Here is a 20,358-nt window from a genome sequence, read left to right on the forward strand (position 1 = left end):
ATAAGATGAAAAAATTATTCACTTTTAATAAGAAAAAAGAGACGGTAGAGGAAAGTTCGGCTAAGCGGTCTATCATGCTTAGGTGGGCTTTTGCTAACACCGTTTTTTGTTTTATTACCTTTACGTTATTTGCGACCTTGACTTATCAATTAACGATTAGTTCCTTCATAAAAGAAGAGCAACGACTATTAACTCGTTCTATGGATAGTGTTGAAGAGGTTTTAGAAAAAGCTGATGCCCCTTTGAATTCTTCAAATTTGAATACCTATATTGAGACAACATCGAAGATTCAAAAGGGTAAATCTGAGGGAATGAGCTTGGGGAGTATCATCGGTACACGGAAAGCTTTTTATATTTATGATTTAAATCATAAATTATTGTATTCAACGAATCGACATACTTTTGGTTTTCAGAATCAGGCTAATAATGAAATGAAAGAGATTCGGGGAGAAAATCCGGGTTATTTAGTTCAGAGAAAAATTATTTCTAAGTCAACAGGACAAGTTGTGGGATACTTACAGGCTTTTTATGATACGACGACTTATCATCGAATCTCTAATCTTCTTTTGATTGTCTTGTTAATTTTAGAAATTGTTGCCTTGATTGCCGCTCAGTTGATTGGTTATTTCATGGCTAATTACTTTATGAAACCATTGGAAAAACTTTATCAGGGCATGCAAGAAATGGCAAATGATCCAACAAATGATTTTGAACCGATTGAAATTCAAAGTGGAGATGAAATCGAAGAGTTGGCTCACGTTTACAATGATATGATGTTGAAGATGAAGGCATATCTTGAACAGCAAAATCGGTTTGTTTCTGATGTTTCTCATGAATTAAGAACTCCCTTAGCTGTCTTGGATGGACATATTAACTTACTGAATCGGTGGGGGAAAAATGATCCAGAAGTATTAGATGAATCTTTGCAGGCAAGTTTAGATGAAGTTGATCGAATGAAGAAAATGCTTGAGGAGATGTTGGCTCTTGCTCGTCTTGAAAATGTTGACTTATCAAGTGAAGAACTGGATTGTGATGTTGGAAAAGTTTGTAATCGGGCCCTTAAGAATTTTCAGCTTTTGCATGATGATTTTGAAATAGTGCTTGATAACCGGCTTATTTATCCCACTCATGCGCGAATTTCAGAAAATCATTTTGAACAAGGTTTACGAATTCTGTTAGATAATGCTGCTAAATACTCTCCTGATGATCGTAAAGAAATCGTAATTACTGTTTCTGAGGATGAACAGTTTGTGATTACGAGTGTGTCTGACAAAGGAATTGGAATTTCAGAAGAAGATATTGATCATCTTTTTGAACGTTTCTTTAGAGCAGACAAGGCTCGAAATCGAGAAATTGGTGGAACTGGTTTAGGTTTACCAATTTTAGCTCGATTGGCAGAAAATTATCAAGGGGAAATTGAGGTAAATTCAGAACTGGGTCTTGGTTCAACTTTTACGCTAAAATTCCCGAAAATAAAATAAATAATAAGAGAATTGCTAAAAGGCAGTTCTTTTTTTGTGGTACATGTTATGTTTTATAACATCAAACATAAAAATAATTGACTTGTTTAGAAAGTTGTGTTATATTTTATTACATGATTAAATTATCAGAAAATATTGATAAATATTCTGTTTTAATCTCGAACTTTTAAAGGAGAAATTTTATGGACACAGGCTCAATTGCATTTATTTTAATTTGTGCGGCATTGGTATTTTTGATGACGCCTGCATTAGCATTTTTTTATGGAGGACTTGGACGCCGAAAAAATGTGTTAAACACAATGATGATGTCTCTTGCACCAATGGCTCTGGCTTCTATTTTATGGGTAATTATTGGCTTCTCATTTTCATTTTCAGGAAGTAATAGTTGGATTGGTGATTTCAACCATTTATTTATGAATGGTGTGGATATGGCTAAAAATTCACTTTTCCCTGCTAATCATATTCCAGATGGACTTTTTTCTGGTTTTCAAATGATGTTCTCGATTATCACTGTAGCTCTAATTACGGGATCTGTTGTTGGAAGAATGAGATTTACACCAATTTTGATTTTTATGACGGCTTGGTTAATTTTAGTTTATTATCCTTTGGCTCATATGGTTTGGGGCGGTGGATTTTTGGCTCAAATTCATGCGATTGACTTTGCAGGTGGAGATGTTGTTCATATTTCAAGTGGGGTGACAGGACTTGTACTTGCGTTAGTACTTGGAAAACGTCGAGATTATGAGCGTTTAGATTATCGTCCACATAATATTCCTTTTGTTGTTTTGGGCGCTGGTCTCCTATGGTTTGGTTGGTTCGGCTTTAATGCAGGGTCAGCACTTGCTGCCAATGGTGTGGCAATTAACGCTTTTATGACGACTAATACAGCAGCTGCAGCAGCAATGTTTTCATGGATGATTGTTGAAAAAATATTGATTGGTAAACCTTCGATTGTTGGTGCTTGTTCTGGTGCGGTAGTTGGCTTGGTGGCCATCACTCCAGGCGCTGGTTTTGTTTCTTTATGGTCGTCATTGATTATTGGTCTTTTGGTTAGTCCTTTGTCATACTTTATGATTTCTGTAGTTAAAAAGAAATTGGGATATGATGATGCTTTAGATGCTTTTGGTTGTCACGGTATTGGCGGGATGTTTGGCGGAATTATGACAGGAATTTTTGCAACGCCGGCTTTGGCACCAGAAAAAGGATACGCTGGTTTAATCTATGGCTCTGGGAAATTACTTTTGGCTAATGTATCTGCGGTTGTCTTCACAGTTATTTTCACTGCTCTTGTGAGTTGGGTCATTATTAAAGTAATTGCCTTGTTTATGCCAATTCGTGTATCTGACCGTGCTGAAGCTATTGGACTTGACGACAGTGAGCACGAAGAAACTGCTTATCCAACCTTCTTAGGTTTGGATTCTTAAGTTTAATTTTACTGACAGATATTTTTTATATAAAATTGTGAGTTTGTCAGTAAAATCAATTTTGAATGATGTCTTTGAAGTATGCTGACAATTCTGTCAGTAAAAATGTAAGATACAAAGAGAGAAAAAATATGAAAAAAATTGAAGCGATTATTCGGACAGATAAATTAGAAGATTTGAAAGCAGCCCTATCAGATAATGGTTTGGTGCATGGGATGACAGTTTCTCAAGTTTTGGGTTATGGTGAACAAAAAGGTTTTACAGAATATGTTCGTGGTCAACGAATTGAAACTACTTTACTTTCAAAGTTAAAGATAGAAATTGTATCAATCGATGAAAAAGTTGATGATATTGTTAATGTGATTATTAAAGCAGTTCAAACGGGCGAAGTGGGAGATGGGAAAATCTTCATTCAACCTGTTGAGCGTGTAATTCGAATTAGAACCTCAGAAGAAGATGCTCAAGCGCTCTAAGTATCAATGCTTACAACACTCTGAAGCGTGAACAGGTGCCCTTCCTAGATACTTTATTACTCACTTAACTTAAAATTATCATTTCCACTGAGTTCGGTCATAATACGGTAAAAATTAAGCAAGTAAAGCCGTTGTTTTGTGTTACTTGTTACGCTCTAAGCCTCATACTTTATAACAGGATAAAGTGTAAATGCTTGGAGAGCGCCTTTCCAGATTCACTACTGCTGACTCTCGGTGTAATAACAAATATGCTAGGTTGGAAATAATTCTTCTTGCTGAGTACTATCTTATTAAAAATTAAGCTGACAAATAGGTCAGCTTTTTGTATTTTTTTGAAAAAATTACTGACAGGCTTGTCAGTAAATAAGACTGTTGAAAAAAAGCCCGATTAGGGGTAAAATAGATTAGATAAAGTCGTCAGTGAAATATTTTACTGACAACTTAAAAAGGAATAGAAAATGAAAAAAATAACGAAATTTAAAGATCAAAAAATCTTAGTTCTTGGACTTGCCCGTTCTGGAATGGCTGCTGCCCTTGTGCTCAATGAGTTGGGTGCGATTGTTACGGTCAATGATGGCAAACCTTTTGAAGAAAATAAAGAAGCGCAATTACTTTTAGAAGAAGGAATTAAAGTCATCACAGGGAGTCATCCTATTGATTTATTGGATGAAGATTTTGCACTAATGGTTAAAAATCCAGGAATTCGTTATGATAACCCAATGGTTGAACGAGCTGAAGCATTGAAGATTCCTGTAATTACTGAAGTTGAACTTGCTTATCTCATCAGTGAAGCTCCAATCATTGGAATTACCGGAACCAATGGGAAAACAACAACGACAACATTGATTGCTGATATTTTAAATGCCGATGGTCAGTCAGCAAAATTGTCAGGGAATATTGGTTTTCCAGCGTCAGAAGTAGCCGAAAAAGCGAGTGCTTCTGATACATTAGTGATGGAACTTTCAAGTTTTCAATTGATGGGCATTGATAGCTTCCGCCCTAAAATTGCCTTAATTACAAATTTATTTTCAGCTCATCTAGACTATCATGGTTCGCAAAAAGCCTATGAAGCTGCAAAATGGCGAATTCAAGAAAATATGACCTCAGATGATTTCTTGATTCTCAATTTTAATCAAGAAAAATGTCGTAATTTGGCTGACAAAACGAAAGCGACTGTTCTTGCTTTTTCAACAAAAGAAAAAGTTAATGGTGCTTATTCTAAAGATGGAAAAATTTATTTTAATGATGAATATATCATGGAAGTTTCTGAACTTTCACTTCCTGGTGAGCACAATCTAGAAAATGCTTTAGCAGCCATTGTAGCTTCAAAATTACAAGGGACAAAAAATGAAGCGATTGTAGAAGTGCTGACAAGTTTTGCTGGCGTAAAACATCGTCTGCAATATCTTGGCGAAATTGATGGTCGTAAAGTCTATAACGACAGCAAGGCAACCAATATTTTGGCTACTCAAAAAGCACTTTCTGGTTTTGATAATAGTAAACTTTGGCTTTTAGCTGGCGGACTTGATCGTGGAAATGGTTTTGAAGAGTTAGAAAAAGATTTGCAAGATTTGAAAGGAATGGTTGTTTTTGGTCAAACAGCAAATAAATTACGTTTGACTGCAGAAAAATTGAATATTCCCGTTTTTGATAGTGAAAATGTTGCAAAAGCCCTCGAAGAAATTCTACCTCAAACGCAAGCAGGAGATACAATTTTACTTAGTCCAGCTTGTGCAAGTTGGGACCAATATAAAACTTTTGAAGAACGCGGTGATTTATTCATCAAAGCCTTTGAAAATTTGAAAAAATAAAAGTACTGACAACTATTGAATTAATTTATGTTAAAATTAATTTTACTGACAGAAAGAATAATTACGATTCATCTTGCTGACAGCTATCAGATTTAATTTGTACTTTATTTCTATCATTATTTTCTTGTTTATTAGAGAACAGGATTTAATGAAACTTGGGTACAAAAATATTTGTCAGAGAATCCCCAAACTATTGGAGAAAAACAAACATGCGAATTATCATTACAGGTGGCGGCACAGGCGGTCATATTTATCCAGCGCTAGCTTTCCTTAAGTATTTGGAAAAAGTAGAACCAGATACAGAAGTGCTTTATATTGGAACGAAAAAAGGCTTGGAGGCAAAAATTGTCCCTCAAGCAGGAATTAATTTAAAAACAGTTGATATCCAAGGATTACGTCGTTCACTTAGTCCGCAAAATTTAAAAACAGCTTATAAGTTTTTTAAATCTGTCTCAGATGCTAAAAAAATTATGAAAGAATTTAAACCGGATGTTGTTTTGGGAACTGGTGGATATGTGGCAGGGCCAGTTGTTTATGCTGCTGCGCAATTAAAAATTCCAACAATTATACATGAAGGAAATTCTTTCCCAGGAATAACTAATCGTTTTCTTGCTAAAAAAGTTGACCGAATTGCAGTAGGTTTTCACGCAGCAGAACAATATTTTCCAGCGAGCAAAACAACTTTTACTGGGAATCCAAGGGCACAAGAAGTTGCAGATGCAGCGGCTCAAGTAGAAAAATTTGAAGAGCCAACGGTTGTTATTTTTGGTGGCTCACGTGGCGCTTTAAAACTTAACAATGCTTTTATTGAAGCCCTTCCTGAATTAGCACAACGTTCATTTAAAACCGTTTATGCTTCAGGAGAGATTTATTATGATGATTACAAGGAAACTTTTAATCAATATAAAGAAAATTCTAATTTAGATATTCGTCCTTATATTAATAATATGACAGAACTTTTAGCAAAAAGTCAGCTCTTTTTAGGACGGTCTGGTTCAACAACTATTGCTGAAGTTACCGCTTTAGGCTTACCAGCCGTTTATGTCCCAAGTCCAAATGTGACAGCTGACCAACAGACTAAAAATGCTCAAGAATACGTTGACCAAGGTGCAGCTATTATCATCAAAGACGAAGACCTAACGGGTCAAACTTTGGTTGAAGCTATTTCAAATATACTCGAAAATAATGAGAAGTATCAAGAAATGCAAGCAGCTAGTCTAAAAGCGGGCGTTCCAGATGCTAGCCAACGCCTTTACAATCTAGTGAAAGAAATTAGTAAATAAATGAGTGAAAAAGATAATAACTTAACCCCTTGGCAGCAAAAACATCTTGAATATCAGAAAAGAAAAGCAGAAGAAGCCAAAAAAGAAAAGAAAGCAAATCAACCTAAAAAGGTTCATTTTTCTTCACCTTTTCTTAAAAGTCTCCCAAAAACTGAAAAAAACTTTGATGACACTAGAGACGAAGCTGAGTCAGCTGAGTTGTTAGAAGAAGGCTTTGAGACTAATAACGAAGAAAATCAATCAAGCGAAGCTCCGATTGAAAATGAAAAAATTATTGCTCAGTTAGAACAACTTTCTCAAGAGAATGAATATGAGTATGAAGAAGAGCAAATCAAAAGACCTTCGAGATTTTCTTCTTTATTTAAAGGTTCAGCTCCACTTTTAAAGAAAATGTGGCCAGCCTTAGCAATTGTTGTTCTGGTATTCGTTGGCTCTCTTTATTTGATTTCACCTTTAAGCAAAATATCAACTTTTAGTGTTTCTGGAAATGCGAATGAAAGTAGCGAACAAGTTGCATTAGCTTCAGGAATTCAAACAAGCGATAGTATTTTTAATATCCTAAATAATAAGGAAAAAATTGAAGCGGCAATCGAACAAAAATTCCCTAGAATTTCTGCTGTTACAATCAATTACCATTTTCCTAATCGTTTTGAGGCCATTGTAAAAGAACATACAAACAGTGTCTATGTCAAACGTAATAATCAAACTTACCTTGTCTTAAATAACGGTTACGTGATTACAACACCAGTTGATGCAACTAAGCTTGAGAAATTGCCAGTTTTACAAAATTTTAATGATGAAGAAGTTAAAACTTTTGTAAATGCTTATGAAACGCTTAAACCAGCAATAAAATCACTAATGACTAATGTTACTAAAACTCCTACAGATGCGACGAAGGATTTCATTGCCATTGATATGAGTGACGGAAATCAGGTTCGAGTTTCATTGAGTCAATTAGCTGACCGCCTGCCATATTATCCAAGTGTTGCTAAACAAGTTCAAGCACCACAAGTTGTAGATATGGAAGCTGGTATTTATACGAAGCCAAAAGCTGCATATGATGCTTATCTTTCACAATTATCTACCTCAAAATCAGCATCTATTTCTGCTCAAAATGCGAAAAAGACTGATGCAAGTAGTGAAAATACTGCTCAAAGCACAACAACAAGTTCAAATTAAAAATAAAAAAAGTGATAATTTAGGATTGTCACTTTTTTAGCACAGAGTAAGCTATAAAAAAAGCTGATAAAATGCTATAATAGATAGCACGCATTTTTGTGGAAAAATAATAAATAAACTATATAAAGAAAATTTAGAGGAGAAACTGTATGTCTTTGTTTTTAGATACAGCACGAATTGAAGTAAAAGCTGGTAAAGGTGGCGATGGTGCAGTTGCTTTTCGCCGTGAAAAATATGTTCCAGATGGTGGACCTGCCGGTGGTGACGGGGGAAAAGGCGGTTCTGTAATCTTTAAAGTTGATGAAGGAATGTCAACTTTGATGGATTTCCGTTATAACCGTATTTTCCGTGGTAAACCAGGCGAAAAAGGGATGAACAAAGGAATGCACGGTCGTGGAGCCGAAGATTTGATTGTTCATGTTCCTCAAGGAACGACTGTTAAAGATAACGAAACTGGTGATGTTTTAGTTGACTTAATCGAAAAAGACCAAGAATTTGCGGTTGCTAAAGGCGGTCGCGGCGGTCGTGGAAATATTCGTTTTGCCACACCACGTAACCCAGCACCTGAGGTAGCAGAAAATGGAGAACCAGGAGAAGATAAAATTCTACTTTTGGAACTTCGTGTTTTAGCAGATGTTGGTTTAGTTGGTTTCCCATCTGTTGGTAAATCAACATTATTGTCAGTTGTTTCAAATGCGCGTCCTAAAATTGGCGCTTACCATTTCACGACAATCACTCCTAATATCGGAATGGTTCAAGTGGGTTATGGAGATAGTTTTGTTATGGCAGATATGCCAGGATTGATTGAAGGAGCGCACTCTGGTGCAGGACTGGGAATTCAATTCTTGCGTCATATTGAACGTACACGTGTCCTTCTTCATGTTCTCGATATGTCAGAACTTGAAGGACGAGATCCATACGAAGATTACAAAACAATCAATGATGAATTAGAATCTTACAATTTACGTTTGATGGAACGTCCACAAATTATTGTTGCCAACAAAATGGATATGCCAGAAGCTGCTGAACGTTTAGCTGAATTTAAAGAAAAATTAGCTGCTGATTTAGGTTCTGATAAAGAAATGCCTGAAATTTTTGAAGTTTCTGGCCTGACTAAAACAGGACTTCAAGGTTTGCTTGCACGCACAAGTGAATTACTTGCACAAACACCAGAATTCTTACTTTACGATGAAGATGAATTAGCGGATGAAACAGCTTATTACGGCTTTGAAGAAGAAGAAAAACCATTTAAAGTTTCTCGTGATGATGATGGTGGATGGCGCTTATCTGGTGATAAGATTGAAAAACTCTTTATCATGACTAATTTTGATCATGATGAATCAGTTATGAAATTTGCTCGCCAAATGCGCGCGATGGGTGTTGACGAAACACTTCGTTCAATGGGAGCCAAGGATGGCGATTACGTTAGAATTCAAAAATTTGAATTTGAATTTGTAGATTAAAGATTTCAATATTTTCGGAGATTAAAAATGGGATTTAAAATTATTGGTGACCGTGACAAAGACGGAAATTTTATTGCCTCAGCCGATTATTGGACCGATGAACGGATTGATGACTTGTTAAAGAAATACAATCCTCATGGTAAATTGACTTTATCAAAGGCTAATCAAAAGAAAAACGATGAAAAAAAGACTGATTAATTCAGTCTTTTTTTTTCTGACAGCTAGAATAGTGATTTCTATCAGTAATTTTAGGTTCAATTATTTCTTGAAAAATAACCTTATTGACCGTTTGGGATTGGTCAGCAACTTTATAGAGTGCATTACGTTGAAGGGTTTGAACTTGAAAAGTTGGAGTGATATTCAAAGATTTATTCAGATTATCAGTAATAATTTGATTGGGGTTAAAAGAAATATCATCGGGAATCAAAGAAAGAATTGCCGATTTTTCATAGTAGCGTTCCGAAATGTTTTGATTTGCAACATGAAAACTTAAAGCTTTAGGGACTTTGGGGTTCTCAATAGGAAATCCCGCAATGACAGCATTAAAAGAAATATGTTGACCAAAATTAACTTGCTTACTTTTATATTTTTCAAGTTCAGCCCTAAGCAAAAGTTCAGCTTCCTCAAAATTTAAATTAGGTTGATAATAAAATTTCTTGCGAATATTATTGGTAATCAATTCAAATCCGGTAATTCCAACAACGAACCCATTTGGATTACTTTCAAATTTTTTAAAATGACTTTGGGTAAGAACTTCGTTGGTTGTAATTTGTCCATCTGAAATAATACTGATGAAATCCGGCAACATAACAATATTTATAAAACTCATGGTATAAAATCCTTAAAAAATTCTGTCAGCAAAGTGTCCAGTAAATTTTACTGACAGAAGAGGTGGTTGATTTTCAAATGTTTCTTATCATTGTATCACTTTTGGGAAATTTTATACTATTTTTTTCATATAAAAAAACAATTTATGAAGTAATAAATTTTTTTTTTTTTTAGTAAATATAAAGTTGAATTAGAAAAAATAGTAGAAAACACCTTTAATTATTGATGTTCTTTACGAAAAACTTCAATTTTTCGGAAAGAACACTAGTTAACTCATCAAATTTTCACTCTAGAATTACTTTGTAACTAAAAAAATTAGATACATACAACTATATTATATAATAATTAATTGTTTTGTACAAGATTAACTACACAATTATTAAAAAATATATCTGTAAAATTACACATTACTCAATTCCCTAAACAAATCAAGACCTAAAATAGAGTAAAATCATTGCATTATAATGAAAAAATTTCCGAAAAATTGAAGTTTTTCTGAAAATTACATTAGAATTTATAGAGAAAGAGAGGTCTTTTATTGATTACAATGATAAAAGTTTGTAAATGTAAAGATTAAGAAAGGAAAGAATATTGAAAAAATTACTATTAATTATTTTATTGCTATTCTCATCGTCAAATTTATTGATGACAACGGGTTTAGCAGATACAACAAGTTATGATACAAAAGGTCAAGTAGGATTTACGGGAAATTGGGTAGGACCAGAATCAAGTTCAATTAGTAAAGAAAATCCTAAAAAAGACCTTCCAATTACTCAGACCATACTCCCAAAAACAGGAGATATGGAATTCTCATCAATGGTAACTAGTTATGTTGGCTTACTAATTTTGGCAAGCATAATAGTTTATAAAAAAGAAAGAGGGAGGTTAACTTTATAAAAAATAAATAATAGTCGATTACTGCACCTTTTTTAAGGATAAAACAAATGGAGAAACTTAATGGATAAACTAATTTTAAAATCAACAACACTTCTTGCCGGCATACTGATTTCTGCTCCAATGATAGTCACAACCGCTAGTGCGGCAACTACAGGTGGAGATTACACTTCAAGTGCAAATTTGACTTTGCAAGCAGGAACCGGTCCAGTCGACCCTCTTGATCCAACAGACCCAACTAATCCTGTAATACCAGTAGACCCAGGTACTCCAGGTGCTTCTGGAAATCTTACTGTCGATTATGGTTCAACCCTTTACTTCGGAACCCAATCAATTTCTACTCAATCTAAAACTTATTATGCACATCCTGATATGGTAAAAGATCAATCTAACGCTGTAAAAGTAGTGCCTAACTATGCTCAAGTAACAGACCAATCAGGTGAGCTATCAGGTTGGACATTAAGTTTAACACAAGCTTCAGATCTTCATATGACTACTGGAACTTCAACAGATCCTGGATATGCACTTAGTGGTGCACAAATTAGCTTTACCGGTGGTACTCTCCTTGGAGGAAATGGTATTACCGCTGGGAAGCCAAGTGATGTTGTCGCTTCAGGAACGCTCACACCAGGAGTAGCAACAAAACTAGTTTCAGCTGCAAAAAATGAAGGAGCAGGAACTTGGTTATATAATTTTGGTGATGTAGATGCCTATGATGCAAGTTCAGTTGATACAGCCAATACCACAGATCATACTAAAGTGGCGACAAAATCAGCAATTAGTTTGGCTGTTCCTGCAGGTTTGATTGAGAAAGCGGCACCATATACTACAGATTTGTATTGGAGCTTGCAAGCCGTTCCAGGAAATGATTGGGATGGAAATACATCTGCGGTTACACCAGCACCATAAGTCTGATTTTGATAAAAGGAGAGAATAAATGAATAAAATTTTATTAAAATCAACGGTACTACTAACTGCTGCATTAATCGTGGGACCAATAATTGCCAGTGAAGCTGATGCCGCAAGCACTGGTGGAGATTATACATCAAATGGATATGTTAACTTTGCTGAAGGAGATAATACTGGAATTAACCCCGTTGATCCTTTAGACCCCTCTGTCCCTGTAGGACCAACAAATCCTGATGGTACCGACCCAACACCCGGAACAGGAGGAGCACTTTCAATCGATTTTGCTTCAAGTCTAAGTTTTGGGACACAAAAAATTTCTTCAAAGGATGCTACATACTATGCTCATGCACAGTGGATTAGCAAAGATAAAGATGGAAGTGCAGTTGATATGACACGTCCTAATTATGTTCAAGTTACTGATACACGCGGAACCTGGGATGGATGGACCTTGACTGTTGCAGAATCTGATCAATTTCAAAATACTTCAGGAGAAAAGCTAACCGGAGCAGAACTATCTTTTAGTAAAGGTTATACCGATGGAACCACTGCTGCAAAACCCGGTTATATCAATAACACTAATTTTGTTGTTAGTACAGCTGCTAGCAAAATTTTAGGAGCTGGTCCAAATCAAGGGATGGGAACTTGGATATATGGTCTAGGAGCTAATGCAGATTACCAAGAAAATGGTGGAGCGCATCTGGGTAATGAAGCAGTTTCTACAGCATCACCAATCAGTCTTAAAGTTATTGCTGGTACAAATAAAGCGACGTCATATACGACACAATTAATTTGGTCTTTAACGAATACCCCAGGAAATTAAATGTCTATAATTTCTAAACTATAAAAAGGAGGGTACTGTGAAAAAAATAAGATGGTTAAGTATACCTCTCATCTTAATGACATTAGGATTGGAAATTCGAGTTAATGCAGCAGAAGTCCAAAGCTATAATTCGCAAGGAATAGTTGGTTTTGGTCCAGGTAGCGGAGTTCACCCCCCTGTTAATCCTAACAAACCTGATCCAACTTTACCTGTATTTCCACAAAATCCAGATGGTTCAAAGCCTAATCCAGGGGGAAATGGCTCACTGACAATTGATTTTGCTTCAAGTTTTGACTTTGGAAATCATAAAATTTCTAATAAAGATCAAACATATTTAGCTAAAGCCCAAAAGTATTTTGATTCTGAAGTTTTAACACCGAATTATGTTCAAGTAACCGATCGTCGAGGAACATTTGCCGGTTGGAACTTAAAAGTAGTCGAGAAAACACAATTTACTCAAATTGACTCAGGCCCTCAGAAGTACAAAGTACTTAAAGGAGCCACGATTAATTTAAAAAGTTCAGAAAAAGCTTCTTTTACTAATGAAAAATCTCCCAAAACACAAACAATTTTGGGACTTATTCCCGGTGTTGAAACTCAAGTAGCTCTTGCCTCAACTGGCGAAGGAGCTGGAACTTGGGTAATTCGCTGGGGAAACGATTCAATGGTCACTGAAGATGGCTTAACAACAGCAGTTTCATTATTTGTTCCTGGAGATACCCCCAAGGATGCGACTGCTTACACTACAACTTTAAATTGGATATTGTCTGATTTACCGACAAACGTGCCAAATTAATTTGTAACACACATTATTATAGAAAAGAGGACATTATATGTCTAAATCAGTAACAAAATATCTCTCTCTAGCAACTTTAGGGCTATTAGCAGTATCAGTAAGTCCACAACTTGCCAGTGCAGCTACAACACAATCATATGGCACGCAAGGAGAGGTAACTTTTACCGCCGGAACAGATACCACAGGTCCAGTTGACCCGCAAGACCCAACTGTTCCAGTAAAACCAACGGAGCCAGATGGTGTAAATCCGGTAGGACCGACAATGCCTGATAGTGGTTTAACTATTGTCTATGCCTCAAGTTTTGATTTTGGAAGTCATCCTGTAAGCAATAAAGCAGAAGTTTACAATGCTGCTGCACAAAAATTAGATGATAATACGACACGTACTAACTATGTTCAAGTAGCAGATAATCGTGGGACTTTCTCAGGTTGGAATTTGAAAGTTCAAATGACTGACTTCACAACAACAGATAGCAATTTAGTAGCGAATGGTCATGGTACATTAACAGGAGCAACAGTGACTCTAGGTGATGCTGAGATTCAAGGAGCTGGTACGGCAAACCCAGCAGATATTTCTTCAGCTACTACAGTTTTGACACCTGGAGTACAATCGGCAACAATATTGGGAGCAACGGCTGGTCACGGCTCTGGTAATAGTTTGCTTGACTTTGGGGGGAAAGATGGAGCTACAAAAGACACAGCCATCAAACTTTCTGTTCCAGCAGGTGTGGCAGGTGCAGCCAAGTATACAGCAGATTTAACCTGGACACTTGACGATACACCATCTAATTAATATTTTTAGTGGTGAGAAACAAGCAAGGGAGATTTCATGCAAAGAAAATATAAATTTAAACTTGTGACTTTTATAATGTTGCTAGCATTGGTTTCATCTATGAATTTGGGGACAATTTCTCAAGGTATTAATAGTGGGCCTATTACGGCAACATCTCTTGGGAAGGTGTTATCATCTCAAGAAGTAGGAGCGACAACGTCTAATACTAGTATGAATACCATGCTTAAAAGCGTTGTTCCCACTAGTAGTACTTTTAATGGCGTATCTTTAGCTCAGCCTAGTCGCCCTGCTTTAAATATTAAACTTCCCACAGAGGCAACCAATGGAACAAGTTTTGGTTATCAGCAAAGCATTTCGGGTTTGCCTAATGTAGCAGCAAGTCAGATTTCTGTTATTCAAGGCGGAAGTACAATCTATAATATTTATGGTGTATCGGATGCTAATGTTCAAGCTGCTTTAAGTTTTATTGCTTCTAACGCCTCAAATTCAAATGACTATGTCCTGTTTATTGGCGGTAATGTGACCTTGTCCAATTCCATGGCTAATACAGGCGCAGCAGGAACTTTTTCAGGCTTATCTGGAAAAGTTAAATCACTGACCATTGTTGCCAATACAACTGATAGTCTGACAAGTACACCTAATGTTGCAGCGACAGGAAGTTATACGATTACAACTCCAACAAATAACTATTTTGGCGCCCCAACGGTCTTTCGTAACATTACTGTTGCAGCAACTAATGACAATTTCTACGCTCAGGGCAATTCGATTGCATTTATGCCAGGATCGAACTTCACAGGAACTGGAATTTCAATTTATGGTGGAACAGCTGGAACGACTAACGTTATAGGTGATACCAATATTTATGTTGCCTCAACTGGTACAGGAACGATGAGTTTTTATGGCGGAAATAATGCCGGCGGAAATATCTCAGGAAGTACCCATGTTTCCATCACAAACGCTTCTGGATTAGGAACGGTTACGGGAGGCAATGCATCTGGCGGCATAATCAATGGTAATACAAATGTATCTGTAACTGGTTTTACTGGTAATGTTGGAAATATTTACGGTGCAGGTGTTGGAACAAGTGCTAGCCCTGTCACTGTAAACGGTAATGTTTATAACAACTGGAACTCAAGCATTGCAGGCGCCTCTTATAATACACGTTATTATGGAGGTGCAGCTAACGGTACAGTCAAGGGCACAATTTACAACACATTTAAAGGTCTTGGAAGCTGGAATGGTCAAGAAGGTTACGATGGCGGTAGCGATACAGGTATTGTAGGTCAATCAGGAAACAGTGGGGATGCAATCGTCAATAGTGTAGATACAAGTCAGTTTACAGGCACAGGTCAATATGATTTTGCGGGGGCTGGCGGAGCACAAAACAGAAATTCGGGCACGGTTTATGGTAATATTACCAGTTATGTTAAAACTGGTTTCACTAATGCACCGATTTCTAGTTTCTCTGGTGGATTTGGTCAGGCTTATTATGGCTATACCATCAGTGGAATGCAAAGTAATGCTACGAATGACGCTAATCCCTCATCAGGTGCGGCGATTGCAGCAAGTAACTCTACCATAAAGATTTACGGCAATATCTATTCTTGGGCACAAGGCGGAACATTCTCTACCGGAGCCGGGAATGATTACATGCGCGGTGGCGGTTATGGTTATGTTCAAGGAAATAGTATTCTTGAAGTAGGAGATTCAAGCACCGCTCCTGGTGGTAATACAACAGGTGAAAATGGAGTGTCCGATGGCAGCCGCTCGTCTTCAAATCGTACAGGGGTTGGCGGCTCTGGTTTTGTAAATGTTGGCTACGGGACAGCCAATGGTAATACTATTGCGACAAGTAATTTAGCTTATAAGTCAATGACTTCTGGTTATCAGGCTATCAGTGCTTCTGACATTGTTGGTGGTGGTGGTACTGAAGGAAGTGATAACTCTTACTGGCAAGTAGGAGATTCTACTACCATTCAAAATAATGATATTGCTCGATGGACTTACGGCGATGGTTTTGGCGGATATCATCAGGGAAATTCTTATAATTTCAACAATGGTGGTATTCAGGATACGCTTGAAGGTGCAGGCTATACCGGTACTCTTTATGGTAACTCTAATACTCAAATGAACAACGGTCAGGTTGACTGGTTTGAATCGGGCGGTTCCTGGAATAACCGAGTGATTCAAGGCAATATGACCAATGTCATTTATAATGGAGTTATCAACGCTATTGCTGGAGGAAATTACGGATCAGGGGGTGGAAATGTTACCGGAGGGAATTCTGAAGTAGATGTATATGGTGGAGATTTCTCAGGAAATCCACGTACAGGAACCAAACAACTATGTGGTGGCAATTTCTATAATGCCAGCAATACTATTCAAGGAAATTCAACACTTAATCTTGATTTATCTGGTCATACAGGAAATACTTTTAAATTCCCAACAGGTAATACCTATCTCTCAGGAGGAAATGGCTATAGCAATACATTAACCAAAGTAGGTTCTGGATCAAGTAACGTGATTACCTTGAGTATAAAAACAGGTGATGCGACAGCCAATACACTGGCTTCTGCAATACTTTACGGCGATGGTCAATCTAACGGTAACAGCAACACTTATACTAATGTCGGAACAATTAATATTGATATTCAAAATATGAGTTCGACTATTCCAATGTCAGTAGGTTCAGTTTACGGTACAAATTATACTCAAGCGTTGCAATATAATACTAATATCAACATTTCAGATGGTGTCAATATTAAAGGAAGTGTCAATAGTGGCGGTACAAATGATAACTATCAAACATCAGTAACTACAGGAAAAGCATCAGTCGCTGCTGTTAATCTTGGGGATAATTCATCCCAGTTACCTGTTAACATTTCTGGTACACTTGCTAACTTTACGAATGCAAAGATTTCTCCAAACACTACAGTTAATGTCTCAGGTTCATTTTTAAACGGAAATGGCGCAACAGCGGTAAATCATGCAGTAAGTTACAATAAAACTGGGAATTTGATACTAGGAAAAAATTCGACGCTTGCAATCACTTCTTCAAGTTCTCTCATTTCAATTGCAAAGATGACAGTCGGCAGCAATATTACACTCTCGACCCCTTATGTTCAAACATCGGGATTGATTAACCTTTCTGATTTGGATATGTCAACTAATAATGGGAGTTTATTTTGGTCGCCGATAGGAACTGCAACATCTCCAACTAATACTTTTGGTGGAGCTTATTGGGGAACACAAAGGGGATTCCCTGTGCTTACGTTTAATGGTGGAGATACTTCTACAAAATCTGGTGCAGTAAATATTAGTCCTAATAATTTTTCTGGTGTAGATTCAGCCAAAAATTATGCATTTTTAGGGGATTATACAATGTCTTCCCTCTCCACCCCAAGTAATCCAACTTGGATTGGTTATGTTGTTCCAGGGCAGGTACGTGTATATAATACAACTGGTGATGCAGATTCAGGAAATTGGCAACATCATTTAAAATCTAATGTTACAACAGGGAATCCCGTTGCTGGTCAAACGATGCAAGCATGGGCCTCGGTAGCATCTGATACTGATGCAAGTTCGATCAAAGTAATGTATGTGATGGGATATAGTGATAGCACAACAGCTCCCTTTAGCTTCACCGCTAAAGCACCATATTACATAAAATCTAGAACAGCCACGGCATTTGATGGAAAGGTTTTAAATAATTATCCATCAACTAATCCTAATTTTGATGTCAATGCTGGAACTACTGGTGCTACACGTAACTTTAGTACGAGAGACTATTTTGTAGGAAATCAACAAGATGGCACAAACGATCAAGCAATATATGGAAGTTATATTGTACAAAATGTGGCTACTGATAACACCACTAGTCTAAGTGCTGGAAACTATATCCTACCGAATAAAGGTTCGGCAATAAATGCATCATCATTGACTCAAGCACAACTCCAAAAAATTGTTGGCTTAAAAGGAGTGGGTGTAATGACAGATATTACGATGAGTGGTGATCCATTAAGTTCAATAAATAATGCAGGTAATACGATTCAAGATCCTACTACTAGTGATACTAATGTAAAAGATAAATCATATGCAGAAATACCTGTGAGCTGGACTTTGGGAAAAAGTTCTACTAATAGTAACATTGTTGTTGTACCACAGGCAGCAGTTATTTCATCAGATAGTCAGACAGCTCTTAATGTTTATGATGCAAGTATGACAAGTGATGATGCACACGATTTAAAAGATCAAAAAGATCTGGATGGTAATTGGACCTATGCTTTAGCTTTTAAAGCGGATGGAACGATAGAAGAACCAGTGATTAGCAGTCCGTCAAATTTGGTTACAACCTTGCAAACTATACAAGCCAATAATCCAATCATTGATGGAGATGGTAATATTCGTCCTGTTACTTATACTTATAATGGATTATCAAAAGATATTACACTTAATTTAACTTTTGGCTCTATAAGTCTTTCTACACCAAATTCTTACGACTTTGGTACATTAGACGTAAGTCCTAAACCATTAATTTCATGGGCTACAAGTCCTGCCAGTGATGTGGTTGTTACGGACACACGGACAGGTTCTGCCTTGAAGCCATGGTATGTGAGTGTCGCACAAACTCAAGATTTAAAAGGTTTGACAAATAATAATAATTTGGCTTCATATCTTTTCTTCAAAGATAGTACAGGAAGTAAAGTAATTACAAGTGATGCCTTACAGATTTATGCCAATACTTCACCAACTACTGGTACTTTTAAGTTAAATCAAAACTGGAATTCAACCTCTGGTGAAGGAATCCAATTGAATATTCCGGTTGATCATCAAGAGAAGGGAACCTATGAGGGACAATTAACTTGGTCTTTAAATAATGTACCTTCTAATTAGTTGCGTATAGCAATTTTATACAAAGTGGGATTAGTCCTACTTTGTATAACGGACTTATTTTAATTTTATTATAAGATTTTAATCAAAATACTACAGAAATGTAGTTCTAGAAAGAGAACATAATGAAAATTTATCAAAAAGTTTTACTGTTCATTGCCACTATCTTTACTTTAGGGACTGTCAGTAAAGAAGTTCATGCAAATGAATTTAATTTTTCTGTGAACCCGGTTCTTCCAGAAAACCAAATTGGCGAGAGCGGATACTTTAATTTACAAATGAGTCCAGGGCAATCGCAAACTTTGACGATTACTCTAAAAAATACTACTGACAAAACAGTAGTGGTTGAAGAAGAAATAGCTAGTGCGACAACAAATATTAACGGTGTGGTTGAATACTCACCAAATAAAATTAAAGCAGATTCAACACTAAAGTATAATCTAGTAGACTATGCCTCAATTCCAAAAGAAGTATCACTACAACCAAACTCTTCACAGCAAGTAAAAGTGAGTGTTACTATGCCAAAGGAAAATTTTAATGGTGTAATTGCTGGTGGAATTACTTTTAAAGAGAAGGACTCAGAGAAAACAAATTCTAATTCTAAGGGATTAAGTATTCAAAATAAATATGCTTACGTTGTTGCTTTACTGATGCAACAAAATAAAAATACTGTTGCGCCTGACTTGAAATTAAATAGTGTAGAGCCTAGTCAGGTTAATTATAGAAATGTAATCAATGCCAATTTACAAAATCCAAAGGCCGGATATCTAAATCAAATGTATGTTCAAGCAGAGGTCAAAGGTTTAAGTAATTCTAAATTATCTTATAAGGCAAACAAAGAGATGCTGCAAATGGCACCAAATAGTAATTTTGATTATCCTGTTTCTATTGGTGATGGAAATAAGCTTGAAGCGGGTAAGTATCGTCTATCGATGACAGTATATGGGCAAAAAAATAATGACGGAAAGTTCACTTATGTTGATTCAAAAGGAAAAGAACAAAAATTTGATTATCAATGGAAATTTACAAAAGACTTTACAATATCAGGTAAAACAGCAAGTAAATTGAATTCAAAAGATGTAACTGTTAAAAAGACTCCGTGGTATGAAAATTGGCTTATCTGGTTAGGTTTATTATTAATTCTTTTAGCTCTTTTCTTCTTGTTCTTTATTTTATGGAAGAGACGTAAAAAAGAAGAAGAGGAGCAAGATTTAGAAAAAGAAAAATTAAAAGCTCAACTTGAAGCTATGAGAGAACAAATAAGTAAAGAAGATAATTCTGATGAGATAGATGTTTAGGTTCTACTTAGATTTT

At 36.3% G+C, this 20,358-nt stretch carries 16 protein-coding genes; 15 read left to right on the top strand and 1 reads right to left on the bottom strand.

Translation table 11 applies throughout. From position 1 onward, the window contains the following. Nucleotides 1-5: 5 nt before the first annotated feature. The 8 genes from AB6B24_RS01865 (at nucleotide 6) to AB6B24_RS01900 (ending at nucleotide 9,312) form a co-directional block, all read left to right on the top strand. Nucleotides 6-1,481 carry a HAMP domain-containing histidine kinase gene (locus AB6B24_RS01865; protein WP_195936095.1) on the top strand — a complete coding sequence of 492 codons (1,476 nt, stop codon included), beginning with the start codon at nucleotides 6-8 and terminating at the stop codon, nucleotides 1,479-1,481. 182 nt (nucleotides 1,482-1,663) lie between these two features. Then, entirely contained in the window at nucleotides 1,664-2,905 is a 1,242-nt protein-coding gene (locus tag AB6B24_RS01870; protein ID WP_038601519.1) for an ammonium transporter, read from the top strand. Between the two features lie 131 nt (nucleotides 2,906-3,036). Further along, on the top strand, nucleotides 3,037-3,378 hold the full coding sequence (locus tag AB6B24_RS01875) for a P-II family nitrogen regulator (protein WP_010906046.1): 342 nt from the start codon (nucleotides 3,037-3,039) through the stop codon (nucleotides 3,376-3,378). Nucleotides 3,379-3,836: 458 nt separating this feature from the next. Then, nucleotides 3,837-5,189: a UDP-N-acetylmuramoyl-L-alanine--D-glutamate ligase gene (gene murD, locus AB6B24_RS01880; protein ID WP_153242219.1), complete on the top strand. Its 1,353-nt coding sequence runs from the start codon at nucleotides 3,837-3,839 to the stop codon at nucleotides 5,187-5,189. Between the two features lie 209 nt (nucleotides 5,190-5,398). Beyond that, the gene (gene murG, locus AB6B24_RS01885) at nucleotides 5,399-6,472 is read left to right on the top strand and encodes an undecaprenyldiphospho-muramoylpentapeptide beta-N-acetylglucosaminyltransferase (protein WP_311803076.1); all 1,074 of its coding nucleotides are present in this window, start codon (nucleotides 5,399-5,401) and stop codon (nucleotides 6,470-6,472) included. Further along, nucleotides 6,473-7,651 (top strand): cell division protein FtsQ/DivIB, encoded by a 1,179-nt coding sequence (locus AB6B24_RS01890; RefSeq protein WP_311803077.1) that lies wholly within the window; start codon nucleotides 6,473-6,475, stop codon nucleotides 7,649-7,651. A 149-nt stretch (nucleotides 7,652-7,800) separates the two neighbouring features. Then, nucleotides 7,801-9,114, top strand: coding sequence for a GTPase ObgE (gene obgE / locus AB6B24_RS01895; protein ID WP_047205923.1), 1,314 nt, complete (start codon nucleotides 7,801-7,803; stop codon nucleotides 9,112-9,114). 27 nt (nucleotides 9,115-9,141) lie between these two features. Continuing rightward, nucleotides 9,142-9,312, top strand: a complete 171-nt coding sequence (locus AB6B24_RS01900; RefSeq protein WP_012898204.1) for a hypothetical protein — start codon at nucleotides 9,142-9,144, stop codon at nucleotides 9,310-9,312. A 1-nt stretch (nucleotide 9,313) separates the two neighbouring features. On the opposite strand, the gene AB6B24_RS01905 is transcribed toward AB6B24_RS01900, so the two are convergent. After that, on the bottom strand, nucleotides 9,314-9,943 hold the full coding sequence (locus AB6B24_RS01905) for a hypothetical protein (RefSeq protein ID WP_153242216.1): 630 nt from the start codon (nucleotides 9,941-9,943) through the stop codon (nucleotides 9,314-9,316). 590 nt (nucleotides 9,944-10,533) lie between these two features. On the opposite strand from AB6B24_RS01905, the gene AB6B24_RS01910 reads away from it, so the two are divergent. From AB6B24_RS01910 to AB6B24_RS01940, 7 genes are all read left to right on the top strand, one after another. Then, nucleotides 10,534-10,839, top strand: a complete 306-nt coding sequence (locus AB6B24_RS01910; protein ID WP_311804322.1) for a cell surface protein — start codon at nucleotides 10,534-10,536, stop codon at nucleotides 10,837-10,839. Nucleotides 10,840-10,899: 60 nt separating this feature from the next. Then, the gene (locus AB6B24_RS01915) at nucleotides 10,900-11,745 is read left to right on the top strand and encodes a WxL domain-containing protein (protein ID WP_311803079.1); all 846 of its coding nucleotides are present in this window, start codon (nucleotides 10,900-10,902) and stop codon (nucleotides 11,743-11,745) included. Nucleotides 11,746-11,773: 28 nt separating this feature from the next. Beyond that, complete coding sequence (locus tag AB6B24_RS01920) at nucleotides 11,774-12,565, top strand: WxL domain-containing protein (RefSeq protein ID WP_311803080.1); 792 nt, start codon at nucleotides 11,774-11,776, stop codon at nucleotides 12,563-12,565. 37 nt (nucleotides 12,566-12,602) lie between these two features. After that, the gene (locus AB6B24_RS01925; protein WP_311803081.1) at nucleotides 12,603-13,361 is read left to right on the top strand and encodes a WxL domain-containing protein; all 759 of its coding nucleotides are present in this window, start codon (nucleotides 12,603-12,605) and stop codon (nucleotides 13,359-13,361) included. A 37-nt stretch (nucleotides 13,362-13,398) separates the two neighbouring features. Continuing rightward, nucleotides 13,399-14,154, top strand: coding sequence for a WxL domain-containing protein (locus AB6B24_RS01930; protein ID WP_311803082.1), 756 nt, complete (start codon nucleotides 13,399-13,401; stop codon nucleotides 14,152-14,154). Between the two features lie 36 nt (nucleotides 14,155-14,190). Then, nucleotides 14,191-19,047, top strand: coding sequence for a hypothetical protein (locus tag AB6B24_RS01935; RefSeq protein ID WP_311803083.1), 4,857 nt, complete (start codon nucleotides 14,191-14,193; stop codon nucleotides 19,045-19,047). A gap of 122 nt (nucleotides 19,048-19,169) precedes the next feature. Continuing rightward, on the top strand, nucleotides 19,170-20,342 hold the full coding sequence (locus AB6B24_RS01940) for a DUF916 and DUF3324 domain-containing protein (RefSeq protein ID WP_311803084.1): 1,173 nt from the start codon (nucleotides 19,170-19,172) through the stop codon (nucleotides 20,340-20,342). The last annotated feature ends 16 nt before the right edge of the window (nucleotides 20,343-20,358 follow it).

Source organism: Lactococcus sp. AK05 (genome assembly GCF_041026685.1).
GTDB classification, from domain to species: domain Bacteria; phylum Bacillota; class Bacilli; order Lactobacillales; family Streptococcaceae; genus Lactococcus; species Lactococcus lactis.